Source organism: Microbulbifer pacificus (assembly GCF_002959965.1).
Taxonomy (GTDB): Bacteria; Pseudomonadota; Gammaproteobacteria; order Pseudomonadales; family Cellvibrionaceae; genus Microbulbifer; species Microbulbifer pacificus_A.
Genome location: NZ_PREV01000027.1, coordinates 853,284 through 870,897, shown reverse-complemented (window position 1 = coordinate 870,897; position 17,614 = coordinate 853,284). Strand labels below are relative to the sequence as shown.

11 protein-coding genes are annotated in these 17,614 nt (G+C 57.5%); 7 read left to right on the top strand and 4 right to left on the bottom strand.

Translation table 11 applies throughout. From position 1 onward, the window contains the following. Nucleotides 1-279: 279 nt before the first annotated feature. The 3 genes from C3938_RS14435 to C3938_RS14425 are packed head-to-tail and all read left to right on the top strand — an operon-like array spanning nucleotide 280 to nucleotide 5,152. Nucleotides 280-1,401 (top strand): efflux RND transporter periplasmic adaptor subunit, encoded by a 1,122-nt coding sequence (locus C3938_RS14435; protein ID WP_158681712.1) that lies wholly within the window; start codon nucleotides 280-282, stop codon nucleotides 1,399-1,401. After that, nucleotides 1,401-4,568, top strand: a complete 3,168-nt coding sequence (locus C3938_RS14430; protein ID WP_105103944.1) for an efflux RND transporter permease subunit — start codon at nucleotides 1,401-1,403, stop codon at nucleotides 4,566-4,568. Before C3938_RS14435 ends, C3938_RS14430 begins: the two co-directional genes overlap by 1 nt. Further along, nucleotides 4,568-5,152, top strand: coding sequence for an exopolysaccharide biosynthesis protein (locus tag C3938_RS14425; protein WP_105103943.1), 585 nt, complete (start codon nucleotides 4,568-4,570; stop codon nucleotides 5,150-5,152). Before C3938_RS14430 ends, C3938_RS14425 begins: the two co-directional genes overlap by 1 nt. A 29-nt stretch (nucleotides 5,153-5,181) precedes the next feature. Here C3938_RS14425 and C3938_RS14420 read toward each other — a convergent pair whose 3' ends face one another. Further along, nucleotides 5,182-5,748: a CPBP family intramembrane glutamic endopeptidase gene (locus C3938_RS14420; RefSeq protein ID WP_158681711.1), complete on the bottom strand. Its 567-nt coding sequence runs from the start codon at nucleotides 5,746-5,748 to the stop codon at nucleotides 5,182-5,184. 324 nt (nucleotides 5,749-6,072) lie between these two features. Here C3938_RS14420 and ahpC point away from each other — a divergent pair, with 324 nt between their 5' ends. The 3 genes from ahpC to C3938_RS14405 all read left to right on the top strand — a co-directional run bounded on the left by ahpC (nucleotide 6,073) and on the right by C3938_RS14405 (nucleotide 9,342). Further along, a complete protein-coding gene (gene ahpC, locus C3938_RS14415; RefSeq protein WP_105103941.1) occupies nucleotides 6,073-6,639 on the top strand; it encodes an alkyl hydroperoxide reductase subunit C in 567 nt (188 codons plus the stop codon). Between the two features lie 216 nt (nucleotides 6,640-6,855). Beyond that, complete coding sequence (ahpF, locus tag C3938_RS14410; protein WP_105103940.1) at nucleotides 6,856-8,439, top strand: alkyl hydroperoxide reductase subunit F; 1,584 nt, start codon at nucleotides 6,856-6,858, stop codon at nucleotides 8,437-8,439. Nucleotides 8,440-8,763: 324 nt separating this feature from the next. Further along, a complete protein-coding gene (locus C3938_RS14405; protein ID WP_105103939.1) occupies nucleotides 8,764-9,342 on the top strand; it encodes a YceI family protein in 579 nt (192 codons plus the stop codon). 214 nt (nucleotides 9,343-9,556) lie between these two features. Here C3938_RS14405 and C3938_RS14395 read toward each other — a convergent pair whose 3' ends face one another. The 3 genes from C3938_RS14395 to C3938_RS14385 all read right to left on the bottom strand — a co-directional run bounded on the left by C3938_RS14395 (nucleotide 9,557) and on the right by C3938_RS14385 (nucleotide 15,272). Continuing rightward, the gene (locus C3938_RS14395) at nucleotides 9,557-10,879 is read right to left on the bottom strand and encodes a metal-dependent hydrolase family protein (protein WP_105103937.1); all 1,323 of its coding nucleotides are present in this window, start codon (nucleotides 10,877-10,879) and stop codon (nucleotides 9,557-9,559) included. Between the two features lie 187 nt (nucleotides 10,880-11,066). Further along, entirely contained in the window at nucleotides 11,067-13,913 is a 2,847-nt protein-coding gene (locus tag C3938_RS14390) for a M16 family metallopeptidase (protein ID WP_105103936.1), read from the bottom strand. Between the two features lie 270 nt (nucleotides 13,914-14,183). After that, nucleotides 14,184-15,272: a Glu/Leu/Phe/Val dehydrogenase dimerization domain-containing protein gene (locus tag C3938_RS14385; RefSeq protein WP_105103935.1), complete on the bottom strand. Its 1,089-nt coding sequence runs from the start codon at nucleotides 15,270-15,272 to the stop codon at nucleotides 14,184-14,186. A gap of 349 nt (nucleotides 15,273-15,621) precedes the next feature. Here C3938_RS14385 and C3938_RS14380 point away from each other — a divergent pair, with 349 nt between their 5' ends. Then, nucleotides 15,622-17,610: a VacB/RNase II family 3'-5' exoribonuclease gene (locus C3938_RS14380; protein WP_105103934.1), complete on the top strand. Its 1,989-nt coding sequence runs from the start codon at nucleotides 15,622-15,624 to the stop codon at nucleotides 17,608-17,610. The last annotated feature ends 4 nt before the right edge of the window (nucleotides 17,611-17,614 follow it).

The following is a 17,614-nucleotide window of genomic DNA, read 5'->3' as shown; positions in this document are numbered from 1 at the left end:
CGTGCCTCCTGGGAGAAACCGCTGGTTAGTTATGGGAGTAGCTGGATTTGAATATAGGCGCAGGCATGACCACTGTTCGCACAATAAAAAACATCTGGCGCCAACTCATGCAAAGAAACTGGAAAATCGGAAATTTGTCACTCACGCCATAAAGCAGGTAAATCAGCCTTATTGTTTTTCCTTATTCAAACCCGCCGAGTCCACACTCGTCCCCCCCTCATGCCCCACGGGGTAAGCACGATTACTACACTAGCGACATACTTTTTACGATCTCGCCCCATGTGGTTTACCAAACTGCTTATACCAGCCCTGCTGGCCACCGTCAGTGCGCTCCCCCTCTATGCGGCAGACCAATCGACCGCAGCAGCACCCGTGGCGGTCGAAGCCGCGGTCGCACAGCGGCGGCCTCTGATTGAAGAAATACCCGTCACCGGCACCATCAATCCGTTACGCCAGGCATTACTCTCCGCCGAAGTCTCCGGACTGATACGGGAAATTCATACGGACATCGGCAAACGGGTACGGAAGGGAGCGCTGCTACTTTCACTCGACCCGGAACTCAGCAGCATCAGCCGCGACGCGGCACTGGCCGAAGTCGCGCGCGTGCGGGAAACACTCGCGGACAGCCGTCGGCGGCTGGCGGAACTGCAGCGGTTGCTGGGCGACAAACATGTCGCGGAAACCGAAGTGGAAAGTCTCGGTTCCGAAGTCCGCGAGCGGAGCGCACAGCTGGAGGCCGCGCAGGTGGAAACCGAACGCCAGACCGCCCTGCTTCGACGACACCGGATTCACGCTCCTTTTTCCGGCACCATCAGTTTGCGCGAGGTGGATGTGGGTGAGTGGGTGGAACCCGGCACAGCGCTGTTTGAACTGGTAGACACCGATTCTCTGCGCGTGGATTTCCAGGTACCGCAACAGTACTTTCCCCGTATTCACGCCGACACCACCATCCGTGTGAGTCTGGACAGCGGTCAGCTACTCAGTACCCGTGTGGAGCATCGGGTCCCGGTGAGCCGCAGCAGCAGTCGCACCTTCCTGTTACGAACCGTCATCGACACCACGGCGCAACCTGCCACGGCGTTGATTCCGGGTATGTCGGCCTCCGCGGTACTTCAGATCAAAAGCGACAGGCAGGGTATCGCCGTACCCCGCGACGCCGTGCTGCGCTACCCCGATGGACGTATTACCGTGTGGGTTGCCGCGCCCGGCGTCGACTGGGATGAGTTAGTAGAAGTGAGGGAACAGCAGGTAACCACCGGGCTCAGTTTCAACGGCATGATCGAAATCCAGTCGGGCGTAGAGGCCGGTCAACGTGTCATCGTGCGTGGCAATGAGAGCCTGCAACCGGGTCAGAAGGTGATTCTCAAGCGCGCGTCGATACCCAACATGGATAGCCGCTGATGTTCGAGCAAATCGTCAGGAACGGCATTCTGGTTACCGTCGCAGTACTGATCATTGCCATCCTCGGCGTGGTAGCCGCGCTCCGTATCCCGGTACAGATGATTCCCGACCTCGAAGTGCGCACCATCTCCATTCGCACCAGCTGGCCCGGTGCCACCCCGCAGGATATCGAAAAGGAAATCCTGATCGAGCAAGAAGAATATTTAAGAAACATTCCATATTTACAGGAGCTGCAGTCCACTGCCGATCTCGGCTCCGCGGACATCGAGTTGGAATTTCCATTCGGTGTGGACATTCTCGAAACCCAGATCCGGGTCAATAATGCCCTCACCCAGGTGCCCTCCTATCCCGAAAATGTGGATGAACCACGGGTGTACGCCACCTCCTTTTCTTCCAATGCCTTCATGTACTATCGGGTATCGCCACTTCCGGGTAATCCTCGCGGCCTGGATATGGACATGCTGCGGGACTATGTGGAAGACAATGTGCGCCCGCGGATGTCCGGTGTGCCCGGCGTGGCCCAGGTGGACGTGGGTGGCGGCGCAGAACGCCAGATCCAGATTCGACTGAAGCCGGAGCGGCTCGTGGAACGCAATCTGACCCTGGCAGAAGTGCGCGCGGTGATCAGCGCCCGCAACCGGGACATTTCCGGCGGTGAGGTGGAAAGTGGAAAGCGTCGCTATCTTTTGCGCACGCTCGGACGCTTCAAGGATCTGGAAGAGCTGCGCGCACTGATACTTCGCCGCGACGGTGACGGCATTGTACGCCTCGGTGATGTGGCCGAGATCACGCTGGATCATTTCAAAATCCGCAGCAGTGCCTTTGTTAACGGACTGCCGGTAATCAGTCTTTCCATCCGGCGCGAGAGCGGCTCCAACGTCATCGACATCAAGCGTGCGATGGTGAAGGAAGTTGAGCGGATCAATCGGGAATTGCTGGAGCCCCAGGGAATGAAACTCTCGCTCACCGCGGACGACGTGGGCTATGTGGAGTCTTCGGTATTCAATGTATGGAAAAACCTCGCCCTAGGAGCACTCCTTGCCACCGCCATCATGTACTGGTTTCTGCGTTCATTCCGCGCGACGGCGCTGGGGGTATCGGGGATTCCTATCTGTACGATTGCCGCGTTTATCGGTCTGTTGATCGCCGGACGGACCATCAATGTTATTTCCCTGGCCGGGGTGGCCTTTTCCATAGGCATGACACTGGACAACAGCATCGTGGTGCTGGAAAGCATCGAGCTGGAACGCCGCCGCGGCCTTGATCGTCTCAACGCCGCCATCAGCGGGGTAAGAAAAGTCTGGCCAGCGGTACTGGCGTCGACGCTTACAACAGTGATGGTATTTCTGCCGGTCGTATTTATCGCCGAGGAGGCCGGGCAACTGTACTCCGATATCGCCATCGCTATTTCCGCCTCAATTCTGGTTTCCATGCTGGTGGCGATCACGGTAATCCCTACCGCCAGCGCGCGCCTCAAATTTGACGGTACCAACGCAGACGACATCAGGCACAGCAGACTGCGTCACGTCATAATCCACAGGATTCAGTGGCTGTTGGCCTCTCCCCTGCGCCGCACCTGTTGTATCGCGAGCACGGTTGTATTCAACCTGGCCATAGCCCTGCTACTGACACCACCAGCGGAATATCTGCCGGAGGGGGAGGAGGCGAAAACCTTTGCCAGTATGAATGCCCCCCCAGGCTACAATCTCGCCACCATGACGGAAATCGGTCTCGAATTGCAGGAGTATTTCCTACCCTATGTGGATCATGAACCGGAAGCCTTCGACAGCGGTGAGGCGGAAGTACCGGCAATGAAATTCTTCATTATCAGTGTGTCTCCTCAAAGCCTGCGCATCATTGCCGAAACCAAAGACCCTCGACATATCGACGAGTTGATGGCGATTATTGTGGAGAAGTACGAGCGCTACCCGGGGATGCGCGCTTTCGCGACCCGAGGCTCTATTATCAGCAGCAATGACGGTGGTACCCGCAGTGTGAATCTCGACATTTCCGGGAGCAATCTCGCCGACCTCTATCAGGTCGCCCGCACCGCTTACCGTCGCGCGCAAGAAATCTTCGACAAACCGAATATTCAGACCCAGCCGGCCAGCCTTTCTCTGGCGCAACCGCTACTGGAAGTAAAGCCGAAATGGGAGCGCGCCGCGGAAGTGGGCATGAGCGCGGAGGACATAGGATTTGCGGTTGCCGCCCTGACAGACGGCGCCTTCGTCAATGAATTCTTTATGGATGACGACAAAATTGACATCTATCTGTACAACCAGCAGGGCCCGCAAGCCACCATCGAGACCCTGGAACAGATTTTTGTCTACACCCCCAGTGGCGCCGTACTGCCGCTATCTGAACTGGCGCGCATCGAAGAAACCGTGGATACCGCCACCGTGCGCCGCATCGACGGCCGTCGTACCGTCACGCTGAATATCATTCCCCCGCGTTCGGTGGCACTGGAAACCGGCGTCGAAAAAGTGCGCACAGAGCTCGTGCAATACATGCGGGACGGCGGACAGGTACCTCTCGGAGTATCCATGAATATTTCAGGCGCCGCAGATCAGCTGGATGCCACCCGCGCATCACTCGGCAGCAATTACCTGGTGGCACTCGCCATTATTTATCTGCTGATGGTCGGGATCTTTTCCCACTGGGGTTATCCATTGCTGATCATGACAACCATCCCATTGGGCATCGCCGGGGGTATCGCCGGGCTGGCACTCCTCAACGTTGTTGGGGCGATACTGCGCAACCTCGGATTTGAAGGTATCCATCAGCCCTTCGACATGATCTCGATGCTGGGCTTCCTGATCCTGATGGGCACCGTGGTCAACAACCCGATTCTCATCGTGCACAGAGCCATTTCCAATGTGAAGGATGAAGGGATGCGTGCGGTGGAGGCGGTACAGGAAGCCGTCGACTCCCGCCTCCGCCCCATCGCCATCTCCACCATTACCACCATCTGCGGTCTGGCACCACTGGTATTCCTGCCCGGTGCCGGTACCGAGCTCTACCGGGGAGTGGGAGTGATTGTGATGGCCGGGATCATCGGTGCAACGATCGTTACCCTGACCATGTTGCCCGCACTGACCGTATTTGTACTGGAGTGGCACGAGCGCCACGCTCGGGAACAGAACCCGAATAGCCGAAGCGCCACATAATGCCGGAAGAATTTAGCAATCTGAGCCAGTTACTGCAGCAGCTGCAGCAACTTACCCATGAGTGCAGGCGCATCACCCTATTGCAGGTACTTGAAGCGTTGGGGCAACGTTCATTTGCCCCAGTGATACTCGTTGCCGGACTGATACTGTTTTCACCGTTATCAGGTATCCCCGGGATGCCGACGCTGATGGGAGTATTGATTCTGCTCGCGTCTGTACAGATGCTGTTGTTTCGCCGGCATCTCTGGCTGCCACAGTGGCTTCTGCAAAAATCCACAAGCGCAGAGCGGTTTAACCTGGCACTGGTGTGGCTGCGGCGACCGGCGGCGATCGTTGACCAATGGCTGCAACCCCGCCTGCCCTGGCTGACGCACCGAGGCGGAACTTACCTGATTGCGCTGGCGTGTACAGCAATTGCACTGGCACTTCCCGCGATGGAAATACTTCCCTTCTCCGCCACCATCGCCGGTGCCGCACTCATTGCATTCGGACTCGCGCTTGTTGCCCATGATGGTGTGGTGGCGCTACTGGCGTTGGCGGTTACAGGGTCCATCTGGATACTCACCCTGCAGCTCTGGCTCTGAGTACACCAGACCGGCGAAGGCGGATATCGCTATACCGGTACTTCCCGCTGCAACCCGAGCAGGTGCGGATACTTCGCGAGAACCGCGAGCGCCATGAAATCATACACACCGTGCCAGACAACAACGGCGATCAGGCTTTCACTCCACCAATACACCGCGCCAAGAATCACCCCCATTACGGCAGTAATCGCAAAATAGATAAATGAGGCGTAGTGCAGTAAACCAAAGACAACAGATGCCACCAGCAGCCCCAGAATGGGTGTGCTGACCGAAGTAACCCATGGTTGCAAAAAGCCGCGGAACAAAAGCTCTTCACAGATTCCTGCGGCCAGCGCCAGGGCGCCGATCTGCCACCAGGTCAGGTGACGAAATACCCGATGTAATTTTTCACAATGTCCACGCAGCGTGACACCGGCGACGGAATGGGAGCAGGTGATGGCGCGGCCAATCCAATAACTCAGCAGCGCACCCACCAACCCCAATGCGCCGGAAACAGGTACCCTATGGATACCCCACAACACCTCGATACCAGCAAAGTACAGACCGGCCCATGCGATGAGCAGAACCACCGCCTGAACAGCGAGTGCGGCGATCATTATTGATTTCGTCGAGGCCCCGGTTCCCGAAGTCAAGCCGATTTCCTCATCTACGTCTTCCACGGTTCCTTCTCCCCTGAAATTCGACCTGCAGGTCCTTATACCTCGGTGCTTCGAAGGCATCGCCAAGTCTGAGGGATAGCGCCCACCCCACCAACGATCGAAAAACTATCGAACTACATGCCCCCATCAACCCAGGCTATCAAACCCATAAAAATCAAAAATTTTTATCGACTATCAATCGCTAATAGTATTTATCCCGTACCTAGTAACCCACGCCCCAAACCACGGGGCAACACTTCTCTCAGGAGATAAGGAAATACCATGGCTAATTACATCAACAGTGAAGTCAAACCGTTCAAAGCCAAGGCTTACCAGTCTGGCGATTTCTTCGACGTGACCGACGCGGACCTGAAAGGCAAGTGGTCCGTAGTGTTCTTCTACCCCGCGGACTTCACCTTCGTGTGCCCGACCGAGCTGGGTGACCTGGCGGACAACTACGAGGAGTTCCGGAAGCTGGGGGTAGAAATCTACTCCGTATCCACCGATACCCACTTCACCCACAAGGCGTGGCACGACACCTCCGACACCATCGGCAAGATCCAATTCCCGATGATCGGCGACCCCACCGGCACCATCACCCGCAACTTCGGAGTGATGATCGAGGAAGAAGGCATCGCTGATCGCGGCACCTTCGTCATCGACCCGGAAGGCAAGATCCAGATTGTTGAGATCAACGCCGGCGGTATCGGCCGCGACGCCCAGGACCTGCTGCGCAAGATCAAAGCCGCCCAGTACGTTGCCGCCCACCCGGGGGAAGTTTGCCCGGCCAAGTGGAAAGAAGGTGAAGAAACCCTCGCTCCTTCTCTGGACCTCGTAGGCAAGATCTAACGAGTAGCTGCGGGCTCCGGCCCGCAACAAATCTGAGCTCTGAATAGAGTTCAGTGGCGCCGCCGCTACCGGGTGCTCTCTTGTGAGACACGCCGTGAACCCATCCCTGGGGGCTCTTCCGCGAGGTCCCTCTCGCGGAAGGTCTCACAAGAGAGCACCCGGCATCGACGCCTTCACAGCAACTTCTGATAAATACCCGAATTTCAGGACACACCGATGTTGGACGCAAACGTAAAGAAACAATTGGACACCTATCTGCAGAATATCGTCACTCCGATCGAGATCAGTGTGTCCGCCGACAGCAGCCCCAAGGCTGTTGAACTGAACAACCTCGCCAGCGAAATCGCCGGACTCTCCAGCAAGATTGAATTGAAACAGGAGAACCGCAAGCGCACCCCCAGCATGGCCATCGCGGCAGCCGGAGAAACACCGCGCGTCAGCTTCGCGGGCATCCCCATGGGACACGAATTCACCTCCCTGGTGCTCGCCCTGCTGCAGGCCGGCGGCCATCCATCCAAGGCCGATCCGCAATTGCAGGAACAGATCCGCAAACTCCAGGGTGAATTCCACTTTGAAACCTACATCTCGCTGTCCTGCCAGAACTGCCCGGACGTGGTCCAGGCACTGAACCTGATGGCGAAACTGAACCCGAACATCACCCACGAGATGATCGACGGTGCCCTGTTCCAGGAAGAAGTGGACGAGCGCCAGATCATGGCGGTACCCGCAGTCTACCTGAACGGTGAACACTTCGGTCAGGGCCGCATGGGCCTGGAAGAAATCGTGGCCAAAATGGATACCGGTGCCGAAGCGCGCAAGGCGGAAGAGCTGAACGAGCGCGAACCCTACGATGTACTGGTTCTGGGCGGTGGCCCGGCCGGTGCCGCTGCAGCGATTTACGCGGCCCGCAAAGGCATCCGCACAGGACTTGTGGCCGAGCGTTTCGGCGGCCAGGTGATGGATACCGTGGGTATCGAAAACTTTATCTCGGTACCCTACACCGAGGGCCCGAAACTGGCAGCGAGCCTTGAACAACACGTGAAAGAGTACGGTGTGGACATCATCACCGGGCAACGGGCCGCCGAGCTCAGGCGCGACAAGCTGATCGAACTGAAAATGGAGAGCGGCGCCACCCTGGCGAGCAAATCGGTAGTGCTTGCCACCGGTGCCCGCTGGCGCGAACTGGGCGTACCCGGGGAAGCCGAATACCGTACCAAGGGCGTGGCCTACTGCCCGCACTGTGACGGTCCCTTCTTCAAGGGCAAGCACGTGGCGGTCATCGGCGGCGGTAATTCCGGTATCGAAGCAGCCATCGATCTCGCGGGCATCGTCAAGCACGTTACCGTGCTGGAATTCGCCGATACCCTGCGAGCGGACGAGGTGCTGGTGCGCAAGGCGCGCTCCATGCCGAACGTGGACATCATCACCAATGCCCAGACCACCGAAGTGCTCGGCGATGGCAGCAAGGTGAATGGCCTGCAGTACACCGACCGCAAGAGCGGGGAAAGCCGGACACTGGAACTGGCGGGAATCTTTGTACAGATTGGCCTGGTGCCGAACACCGAGTTCCTGAAAGACAGCGGACTGGAAATGAACCGCATGGGTGAAATCGTGATCGACCACCGCGGCGCCACGTCCATTCCCGGCGTATTTGCCGCGGGGGATGCGACCACTGTGCCCTATAAGCAGATTGTAATCTCCATGGGTGCTGGCGCCACCGCCGCACTGGGGGCGTTTGATCACCTGATCCGCGCTTCCGTCACCGACGAACCACAGGAAGCACTCTCAATCGCGAGCTGATCCTTCTACCAAACCCTAACCGGGTTACCGGCTTCCCAGCGGTATCCCGGTCTCTCCCCGCGGGCACCCCTCCCGCCAATACTGGGAATCTCTCTTCATGAGAAACATCCTCAACTTGCAGCCGGCCCAGTGCCGGCTTTTTTTATGCCGCAGACACACATTGTTAACCATCCTTTACTGGCCTACAGGCGCACCGACTGATAGTGTTTCTCACCTGGAACCAATTAGTCGTATCCGCTCGCCCGGGTATCTTCTCTAATTACCGACTCAAAACGCGCCGCGATGCATTCGCTCCACACGATTGGTTGAAACAGGAGAATTACCATGTCCTTCAAGTCTATTGCTCTGGCGTCTCTGCTCGCCCTGCCCGCTTCCGCCTTCGCCGACTGGCAGCTCGCCAGCGGCGATTCCAGTGTCAATTTTGTTTCCGTGAAGAAAACAAATATTGCCGAGACCCACCACTTCAAAAACCTGAGCGGCAGTATCTCCGACGCGGGCAAAGCACAGTTGGTCATTGATCTGGCCAGTGTGGAAACCAATATCCCGATCCGCAACGAACGCATGCAGCAGATGCTGTTCGACACCGCCAAGTTCGCCAAAGCCACCATCAGCGCCGATGTGGACATGGCCAGGTTGAGCGCCCTGAAACCGGGCCAGACCGCGATGATCAACGCAGACGTCACCGTTGATGTACACGGCCAGCAACAGACTGAAAAAGCCGCTCTACAGGTAACCGCCCTTGAAGGTGGCAGGCTGCTGGTCACTACCAGCGCGCCGATTCTGGTGAATGCCGGCAACTACAAACTGCTGGAAGGCATTGAAAAACTTCGCGAAGTGGCGGGTCTCGACAGCATCAGTCCGATCGTACCGGTAACGGCAAAACTGGTATTTACCCAGAACTAGTAGCGGTTAACCCGCAGGCCTTGCGAGATACGGGTTTGGAGGGTATTTGCCCGAATCCACGTCTCGCGAGGCGACCCGCAGATGCGCACCTTCGCGAAACGCTTCTCCGTTCTGACCACGGGAAAGCCCACGCTCTCGATGGTGACTTTCGGTGATTCCTTTCGGCGGTTCCTTGCGATAGCTACTTGCGATAATTGCATTCATCAGGCCGGACTCACTCCGGCTGCTTGAACACCTCCCCACCCTTCATTACAAACCGCACCCGCTGCAGCGCGGTAATATCCTCGAGCGGGTTGCCAATGACCCCGATCATATCCGCCCACTTTCCAGGGGCGATGCTGCCCAGTTCATCTTCCACTTTCAGCAACTGCGCCGCATTCAGGGTAGCGCTGCGGATAGCGTCCGCGGGGCTCATCCCCCCCTGTACCATCAGGGAAAACTCCTTTGCGTTGTCGCCGTGACGGCTGACCCCCGTATCGGTACCGAACGCAATGTTCACGCCCTTTTTGTGTGCGCGACGAAAAGTGTCCTGAATCAGCGGACCAATCTTCGCCGCCTTGGTGCGTACCATATCCGGAAAAAATCCATCCACCGCCGCCTTCTGGGTAACCCAGTCTCCCGCCATCAGCGTCGGCACATACCAGGTGCCCCGCTCCAGCATCAGCGCCATAGTCTCGTCATCCATGTACGTGCCGTGCTCCACGGAATCCACACCCGCGCGAATTGCCCGCTCCATACCCTCTTTCCCGTGGGCGTGCACCGCAACGGTAAAGCCGTAATCTTTCGCGGTCGCGACGATGGCTTCCAGCTCATCCTGCATAAACTGAGGATTCTGACCGCTTTTTGCCACGCTCAATACTCCTCCGGTGGCAGTGATCTTGATCAGATCCGCACCATCCTTGTAGCGTTGTCGCACCGCTTCCCGCGCGCTCGCGATACCGTTGATCACACCGTCGGCCGGGCCGGGGCTGCCCATCAGATCCTGGCGGTAGCCATTGGTGGGGTCGGCGTGGCCACCGGTGGTGGCAATGGATTTACCGGCGGTGTACACCCGTGGCCCGATGATGTCCCCGCGGTTGATGGCATTGCGCAGGCTGATGGTGACATTGGCCTTGTCCCCCAGGTCCCGCACCGTGGTGAAGCCGGCCATCAGGGTACGCTCCGCTGTATTGACTGCACGCAACGTGTAATCCGCCGGATTCCAGGTGAAGCTCTCGGTATAGGTGCTGGGGCCGTATTCGTACGCCAGATGAGTGTGCATATCCATCAGCCCCGGCAAAATGCTGAAGCTACTCAAGTCGATAACCCGCTCACCGGAGCGCCTGGTAAACCCACGTTCCACGGATTCCACCCTGCCATCTACGATATGCACCGTGCGTTTTTCCAGCAGGCGTCCACGCTCGCTGTCAAACAGCCAACCGGCATGCACCGCAATATTTTCCGCACTGGACAGAGAAGACCAGGTCAGAAGAAACAGAGCCAGCAAACCGTACAATCCACGCTTGCCAAAGATCGCTTGAGTGAAAGGAATAAACATTGCGCCCCCAGGGTCGTTCCGGGCCCAAATATTGATTCGCCCGTTTTTTATCTCTCTCGCGGGTGTAACCGCTCAACTTTGATCACATTAAATCCGAGCCAATGTAGCGCATTTTTGAGACATAAAAAAAGCCCGCTGCATCGCAGACGGGCTTTCACTGGAAACGCCAGGCGGTGGAGAGATAGCGTTACTCGCTGCTGGGAATCACCTCCACCTGCCCGATATTCAGCGCCTCTATCTCTTTCTGGATCTTGCTCAGATCACCCACCACCATCCAGGTAAACTGATCCGGAGCCAGGAACTCCTTCGCCGCGGCCTCGACCTGATCGGTGGTCAAGGCACTGACACGTTGGGGGTAATCGGCGATATATTCCGGCGGCAGCCCTTTTTCCACCTGCCAGGCAATACTGGAGAGCAGCTGGCCTTTGGTCTGGAAGCGGGCACTCTGCTTCAATACTTCGTCGTCCTGGTAGTCCTTCAGCTCTACCTCTTCGATCGGGCGCGTGGTGAGGTAATCCCGGTATTCTTTCAGCAACTCTTTCATGGCCTGCGCGGTCTTGTCGGTCTGTACCGGCGCAAACACAATGTATGGGCGCTGTGCCTCAGTATCCAGAGACACGGCCCTGGCACCATACGACCAGTGCTTTTCCTCGCGCAGGTTCATATTGATGCGGGAGGTGAACTTGCCGGCGATGGCGGATGCCATCGCCTCAAATGCTTCGGCACCCTCCGGCGTCCACTCGGGCATAACGAGCCCCGCCATAATGTAACTCTGCTGCGCCCCCGGGCGGTCCAGCAGATAAATACGTGGCTTTTCCGGCCTGGAGACCTGAGGAATATCTATCTTCGGCAGAGGATCCTTGGGCGCGCGCCAGTCGCCAAGTGTTCTGTTTAACAGCTGCTGGAGTTCCTCCTTGGTGATGTCCCCCACCACTGTGAGCTGGGCGTTGTCCGGGCGCAGCCAGGTGTTATGGAAATTCACCAGATCTTCGCGGGTAACGGATTCAATGGCCTCAGGCGTACCGGATCCGGTCAGCGGTGCACCGTAAGGATGATCCTTGCCGAACAACAAGGGCGGCAACTTGCGCATGGCCAACCCCTGGGGCTGGGCTTCTTCCTGACGAATCGCATCCAGCCAATTGGATTTGATCCGCGCGAGATCTTCCTCCGGGAACAGCGGGCTGGAAATAACATCTCGGAGCAGCTCCAGGGAAGGCTCCAGCTGAGATTTCAGGGCGCTGAAACTCAGCGAGTTGTAATCGAGCCCACTGCCTGCGCCGATACTCGCCCCCAGCTCTTCCAGGCGAGCACTGAACGACAGGCTGTCGTATTTGCCCGCGCCCTCACTCAGCATGCGCGCCACCACGGATGCCAGCCCCGGCTTGTCACCATCGGCGGAAGCTCCGCTGCGGTATTGCAGGTTCATGAATACAACCGGTGTATCGTGGCGCTCCGCCAGCACCACTTTGAGACCGTTCTCCAGGGTGAACGCCTGCTGTGCCGGCAGTTCAAGCTCCACCGTTTTGTCCACCGCCGGTAATTTACTGCGGTCCACACTGGACTCATTGACCGTGTACTTTTCTTTGGGGCTGATGATCAACGTGAAATGCTCTGGTTTGAGCCACTTCTGCGCCACTTCCTGAACGTCTTTGGCAGACACCCGGGCATAATCCTCAAGCCCATTCACAAGTGCATTCGGATCGCCGTAATAAAACTCGGAACTGGCGAGAATATCCGATTTGCCACCGAAACCACCGATTTTCTCCAGCCCCTTGACCAGGCTGGCAAACTCACTCTGTTTAATGCGCTTCAGCTCCTCCGCGCTTACACCGGCGCGGACAAACTCACGCAGTTCCTTTTCGAGCAGCTTCTCCACTTTCTCCACCGACTGCCCGGGCTTCACATCCACCATGACAATCAGCTGTCCCGCCAGCTGGCGACCGTAGTAGAAGGCACTGACGCTTGTCGCCACTTTTTCATCCCGAACAAGACGACGGTAGAGCACGGAATTTTTGCGATTTGCCAGCAGTGATGTCAGCAGGTCCAGCGCATTTTCCTCGTCGCTGCCGATTGCCGGTACATTCCACACCATATAGATCCGGGTCTGAGGTACCTGGTCCGTGACTTCAAGGCGTTTGTTGACCTGGCTCGGCAGCTCCCAGTTTTTCAGTTCCGGCGGCACGGAAGTACTTGGAATACTGCCGAAGTACTGCCGCGCCTTATCCATAGCTTCTTTGACCGTGATATCACCCGCGATAACGAGGATGGCATTGGCCGGCTGGTAAAAGTCGGAAAACCATTGCTTGACGTCTTCCAGACTGGCGTTGTCCAGATCTTCCATGGAGCCGATGGTGGTCCAGGAATACGGATGGTCGGACGGAAAAGTGTTGGTGGCTATCAGATCAAATGCCTGGCCATAGGGTGCATTTTCCCCTTGTCGCTTCTCGTTTTTGACCACGCCGCGCTGCTCGTCGAGCTTTTCCTGACTGATGGCGCCCTTGAAATGGCCCATGCGATCGGATTCCATCCACAACGCCATATCCAGAGCCCCCTTGGGCACTGTTTCAAAATAATTGGTGCGGTCGTTGTTGGTGGTGCCATTCATGTCGGTAGCACCGGAGCGTTGAAAAGGCTCGAAGTATTCGCCGGGAAAATTTTCCGAACCATTGAACATCAGGTGTTCGAACAGATGGGCAAAACCGGTCTTTCCGCGGGTCTCGTCCTTGGACCCCACCTTGTACCAGATATTGATGGCCACCACCGGCGCCTTGGGATCTTCATGGACAATAACCGTGAGCCCGTTGTCGAGTACTTCCTTGTGGTATGGCAGCTCAATTTTCGGCGGTTCGACAAATGCCTCGTTGCCACTGGCGGCTGCTTTACTGCTGGCAGCGGCCTCTTTGTCGACACTCAACGCCTTATGCACTTTTTCATTTGTGTCAGAGGCGTCCTGATGCCGGTCGCAAGCTACCACGCTGACCAATAACAATACGCTGAACAGGCGCGCGGGCCACAGGGAGGTTCGCATTTCCATTGTCGTTTATCCTGATTTTCCCGGTTGGTTCCGGCAAATTATGCAAAGCTGGTCAAAGGGGTAAAGGAGCCGCTCAAAAATTCAGCGAGGGGCAGCCCACGGTGGCCTCCCGGGCGCCGTCAGCTGAGTGCGCTGTAGATTTTTAACGGGCTCTAAAGTGTAGACAAAAAAATGGGCGCCGTAGCGCCCAAAAATTACTTCACAGAGAGACGATGTTGTCGTCAGAGGGAGACTAATGAGCAATGCACAGCAATGCTGTGCAGATTGCAATTACGCCGCAGCGGATTCCGCACTATTCAAGGCGTCTTTGTGGCCAAAGCGCTCTTCGGCAATACGATCGGCCACGTGCGCGGTGGTTTCACCGCTTTCATCGGCGCGCTGGAATACTTCCTGCATGGTGGTGCCAATGGTTTCAATGTGGGCCTTCACCTGGTCAGCGTTGTACGCACCTTGCTCCTGGCCGATCTGCTGGTAGTAGACATCAATGATGCCGCCGGCGTTGATCACGTAGTCCGGCGCATACAGAATGCCTTTTTCTTTCAACACCTGTGCATGACGCGCTTCCGCCAACTGGTTGTTGGCGGCGCCGGCAATGGCGCCCACCTTGAGGCGGCTGATGGTGTTGTCATTCAGAATCGCGCCCAGTGCACAGGGTGCAAACAGGTCCACATCCAGGTCAAAGATTTCGTCCGCACCTACCGCGGTTGCGCCCAGCTCGTTGACGGCGCGATCAATGTTGTCCTGGAAGATATCGGTGACATACAGCTCGGCACCGGCTTCTTTCAGCAGCTTGGCCAGGCGGAAGCCCACATTGCCCACGCCCTGGATGGAGACCTTCAGGCCGCTCAGGTCGGTACGACCCCAGCGGTGGGCAACCGCCGCCTTGAGGCCCACGAAGACACCGTAGGCAGTGGAGGGAGACGGATCACCACCGTGCTCCTGACCGGCAATCACGCCGGAGACAAACTTGCTGCGCTCACCGATGATTTTCATATCGGCCACGCTGGTACCGGAGTCCTCGGCAGTGATGTACTTACCACCCAGTGTGTTGAGGAAGTCACCCATGGCGCGCAGCAGTTCCGGGGTTTTCTGCTTGCGCGGATCGCCGATAATCACGGACTTGCCACCGCCCAGCTTCAGGCCGGCCATGGCGGATTTGTAGGTCATGCCACGGGACAGACGCAGTACGTCTTTCAGCGCTTCAGAATCGTCCGCGTACGGCCACATACGGCAGCCGCCGAGGGCGGGGCCGAGGTTGGTATTGTGAACCGCGATAATCGCTTTCAGGCCGCTTTTGGCGTCGTGGTAAAAGGCCACTTCTTCGTGATTATCGTAAGCGGGGTGGGAAAATATACTCATTTCATTCCTCTCCGGAGGCCGGTTTTACAACGGCGCCAGACTCGACCGATTTTGTCGGCGTCGTCCGCAACCGCGCTTTATTCTCGGTCCTTAGAATATAGCCTTCGGCACCGTACGAGCATTGCGTTCTTTGCGCCATTAGACCAAACGGTATCAGGCGCATCCCAAAAAAGTCCATTTTTTAGGATGAACAATCTTACCGAAACCACGATAGCCAACCGGTCGCCCATGGAACAGATACGTGGCGCTCGCTCAACTGGCCTGTAATCCTGCGTCTGGTAGAATCCGCGCCCAAACACACCATACTCCGCGCAGCGAAGCCATCCGAACAACCATCAGAGACGTCTCCATGCTGAATGCCGATGCCCTCAAACAGCTGACACAGCTGAAAACCGAAATCCGCTCCACCAAGGAATTTGCCGAGGGGCGAGTACGCGGCAGCAGCGGGAAATTCGGGTTTGTGGTGCTGGATGACGGTCGCGAAGCGTTTCTGCCGCCGGCGGAGATGGATCGGGTCTTCCCGGGCGACCGGGTGCGTGTGAGTCTGAGTGAAGAAGAACAGGGCAAACTCTCCGCGGAGCTGGACCAGCTGATTGCGTCGGACCTGACCTATATGGTGGGTCAGTACATCCAGCGAGGTCAGGGCCACTTTATCCAGCCCAGTGAACAGGGGCTGTCGCGCTGGATCTTCCTGCCCCCCAAGGCGCGGGGCAAGGCACAGCCGGGAGAGTTCATCGCCTGTTCCATCACTCGTCACCCGTTCAAGGACGGCAAGTCCCAGGCGAAGGTCGAGAGTGTCATCGGCAAGCCGGACATGGCTGGCATCGAACATGCGTTTATCGTCGCGCAGCACCGCCTGCCAAAACGGTTTAGCCAGGCTGCCCTGGAGCAAGCGGCAACCATCCCGGAAAAACTGGAAGCGCTGTGTGCCGAACGCAAGGATCTTTCCGAGCTGGGTTTCGTCACGATCGACGCCGAAACCACCCGGGATATGGACGACGCGCTGGCCGTTACCCAGGCGGAAGATGGCTGGATCCTGCACATCGCGGTTGCCGACCCTTCGAGCCTGATTGAACCCGGCTCGCCACTTGATAAGGAAGCACACCAGCGCGCCAACAGTGTTTACCTGGCCGGCGAAACCCTGCCGATGCTGCCGGCGAGCCTGTGCGAAAACAGTTTCTCTCTGTTGGCGGGCGAGCTGCGTCCGGCCCTGGTGCTACACATCACCATCGGTGGCGACGGCGCTCTCAATGGCTTCGAGTACGAATTCGCCGCCATTCGCTCCCGCCACAAACTGAGCTACAACCAGGTGGCTCGCTTTATCGAAGGTGATGACAGTGCGGTACCCGCGGACCAACACCAGAGCCTGCGCCTGCTGGATGCGCTGAGTAAAGCGCGTGCCGGCTACCGTGCAGGCCACTCCCTGATGATGGAAGACCGTCCCGATTACGACCTGATCCTGAACGAACAGCGCAAAATCGAGCGCATCGAAAAGCTGGAGCGCACCGTCGCCCAGCGCATGGTGGAAGAAGCCATGCTCGCGACCAACATCTGTGCAGGGCAAAAACTGGCAGAACTCAACGCCGGTTGCTTCTCCATCCACCTGGGCTTTCGCGACGAGCGTATGGCGGAAATCCGCGCGCTGCTGAAAGATACCCTGCCCACCTACGTGGAACAGGATCTGCACCAGCTGGACGTGTACCTGAAACTGGTGAAGGAACTCGAAGCGCACGATGACGCGGAAATGAAAAATGTCCTGGCGGTGCTAAAGCGCATGTTGCGCCCGGGCGAGCTGTCCAACAAAGCGGCCCCCCATCTGGGCCTGGGCCTTGCGCATTACGCCACCGTCACCTCGCCCATCCGCAAGTTCAACGATCTGCACAACCACCGTGTACTACGCACTGCCCAGGCCGGAAACCCGCTGCCGTCGTTCAATGACCAACAAAGTGAAATCCTGCAGCAGCAGGTTGCCACCGGTCGTCAGGCGGACCGCGCATTGCAACAGTGGCTCTACTGCCAGTATCTGGAAAGCAAGATTGGCGAGACATTTACCGGCACGATCACCCTGGTGAACGGCGCGGGTATCGGTGTGCGCATGGAAGAGAATGGGATCAATGGCTTTGTACGTTTCAACGGCAAAAAAAATCCATTCGAATTTGACGGCAAGCGACTGCGAATCACCCGCGGCGAAGAACGCTTCCAACTGGATCAGAAAGTTCCGGTAAAAGTAAGCGCGGTGGATATCGACAAGCGCCGTATCGCACTGGAGCTGGTGGCTGATACCCAGGAAGAGCGCCTGGACTCTACACCGGAACAGGCCGATAGCACGGCCGGATAATTCC

What these genes read in the sequence shown, in the direction of transcription:
- ahpF (WP_105103940.1), top strand. Translation starts at nt 6,856, where the DNA reads ATGTTGGACGCAAACGTAAAGAAACAATTGGACACCTATCTGCAGAAT.
- C3938_RS14430 (WP_105103944.1), top strand. Translation starts at nt 1,401, where the DNA reads ATGTTCGAGCAAATCGTCAGGAACGGCATTCTGGTTACCGTCGCAGTA.
- C3938_RS14380 (WP_105103934.1), top strand. Translation starts at nt 15,622, where the DNA reads ATGCTGAATGCCGATGCCCTCAAACAGCTGACACAGCTGAAAACCGAA.
- C3938_RS14435 (WP_158681712.1), top strand. Translation starts at nt 280, where the DNA reads ATGTGGTTTACCAAACTGCTTATACCAGCCCTGCTGGCCACCGTCAGT.
- C3938_RS14390 (WP_105103936.1), bottom strand. Translation starts at nt 13,913, where the DNA reads ATGGAAATGCGAACCTCCCTGTGGCCCGCGCGCCTGTTCAGCGTATTG.
- C3938_RS14425 (WP_105103943.1), top strand. Translation starts at nt 4,568, where the DNA reads ATGCCGGAAGAATTTAGCAATCTGAGCCAGTTACTGCAGCAGCTGCAG.
- C3938_RS14405 (WP_105103939.1), top strand. Translation starts at nt 8,764, where the DNA reads ATGTCCTTCAAGTCTATTGCTCTGGCGTCTCTGCTCGCCCTGCCCGCT.
- ahpC (WP_105103941.1), top strand. Translation starts at nt 6,073, where the DNA reads ATGGCTAATTACATCAACAGTGAAGTCAAACCGTTCAAAGCCAAGGCT.
- C3938_RS14420 (WP_158681711.1), bottom strand. Translation starts at nt 5,748, where the DNA reads ATGATCGCCGCACTCGCTGTTCAGGCGGTGGTTCTGCTCATCGCATGG.
- C3938_RS14395 (WP_105103937.1), bottom strand. Translation starts at nt 10,879, where the DNA reads ATGTTTATTCCTTTCACTCAAGCGATCTTTGGCAAGCGTGGATTGTAC.
- C3938_RS14385 (WP_105103935.1), bottom strand. Translation starts at nt 15,272, where the DNA reads ATGAGTATATTTTCCCACCCCGCTTACGATAATCACGAAGAAGTGGCC.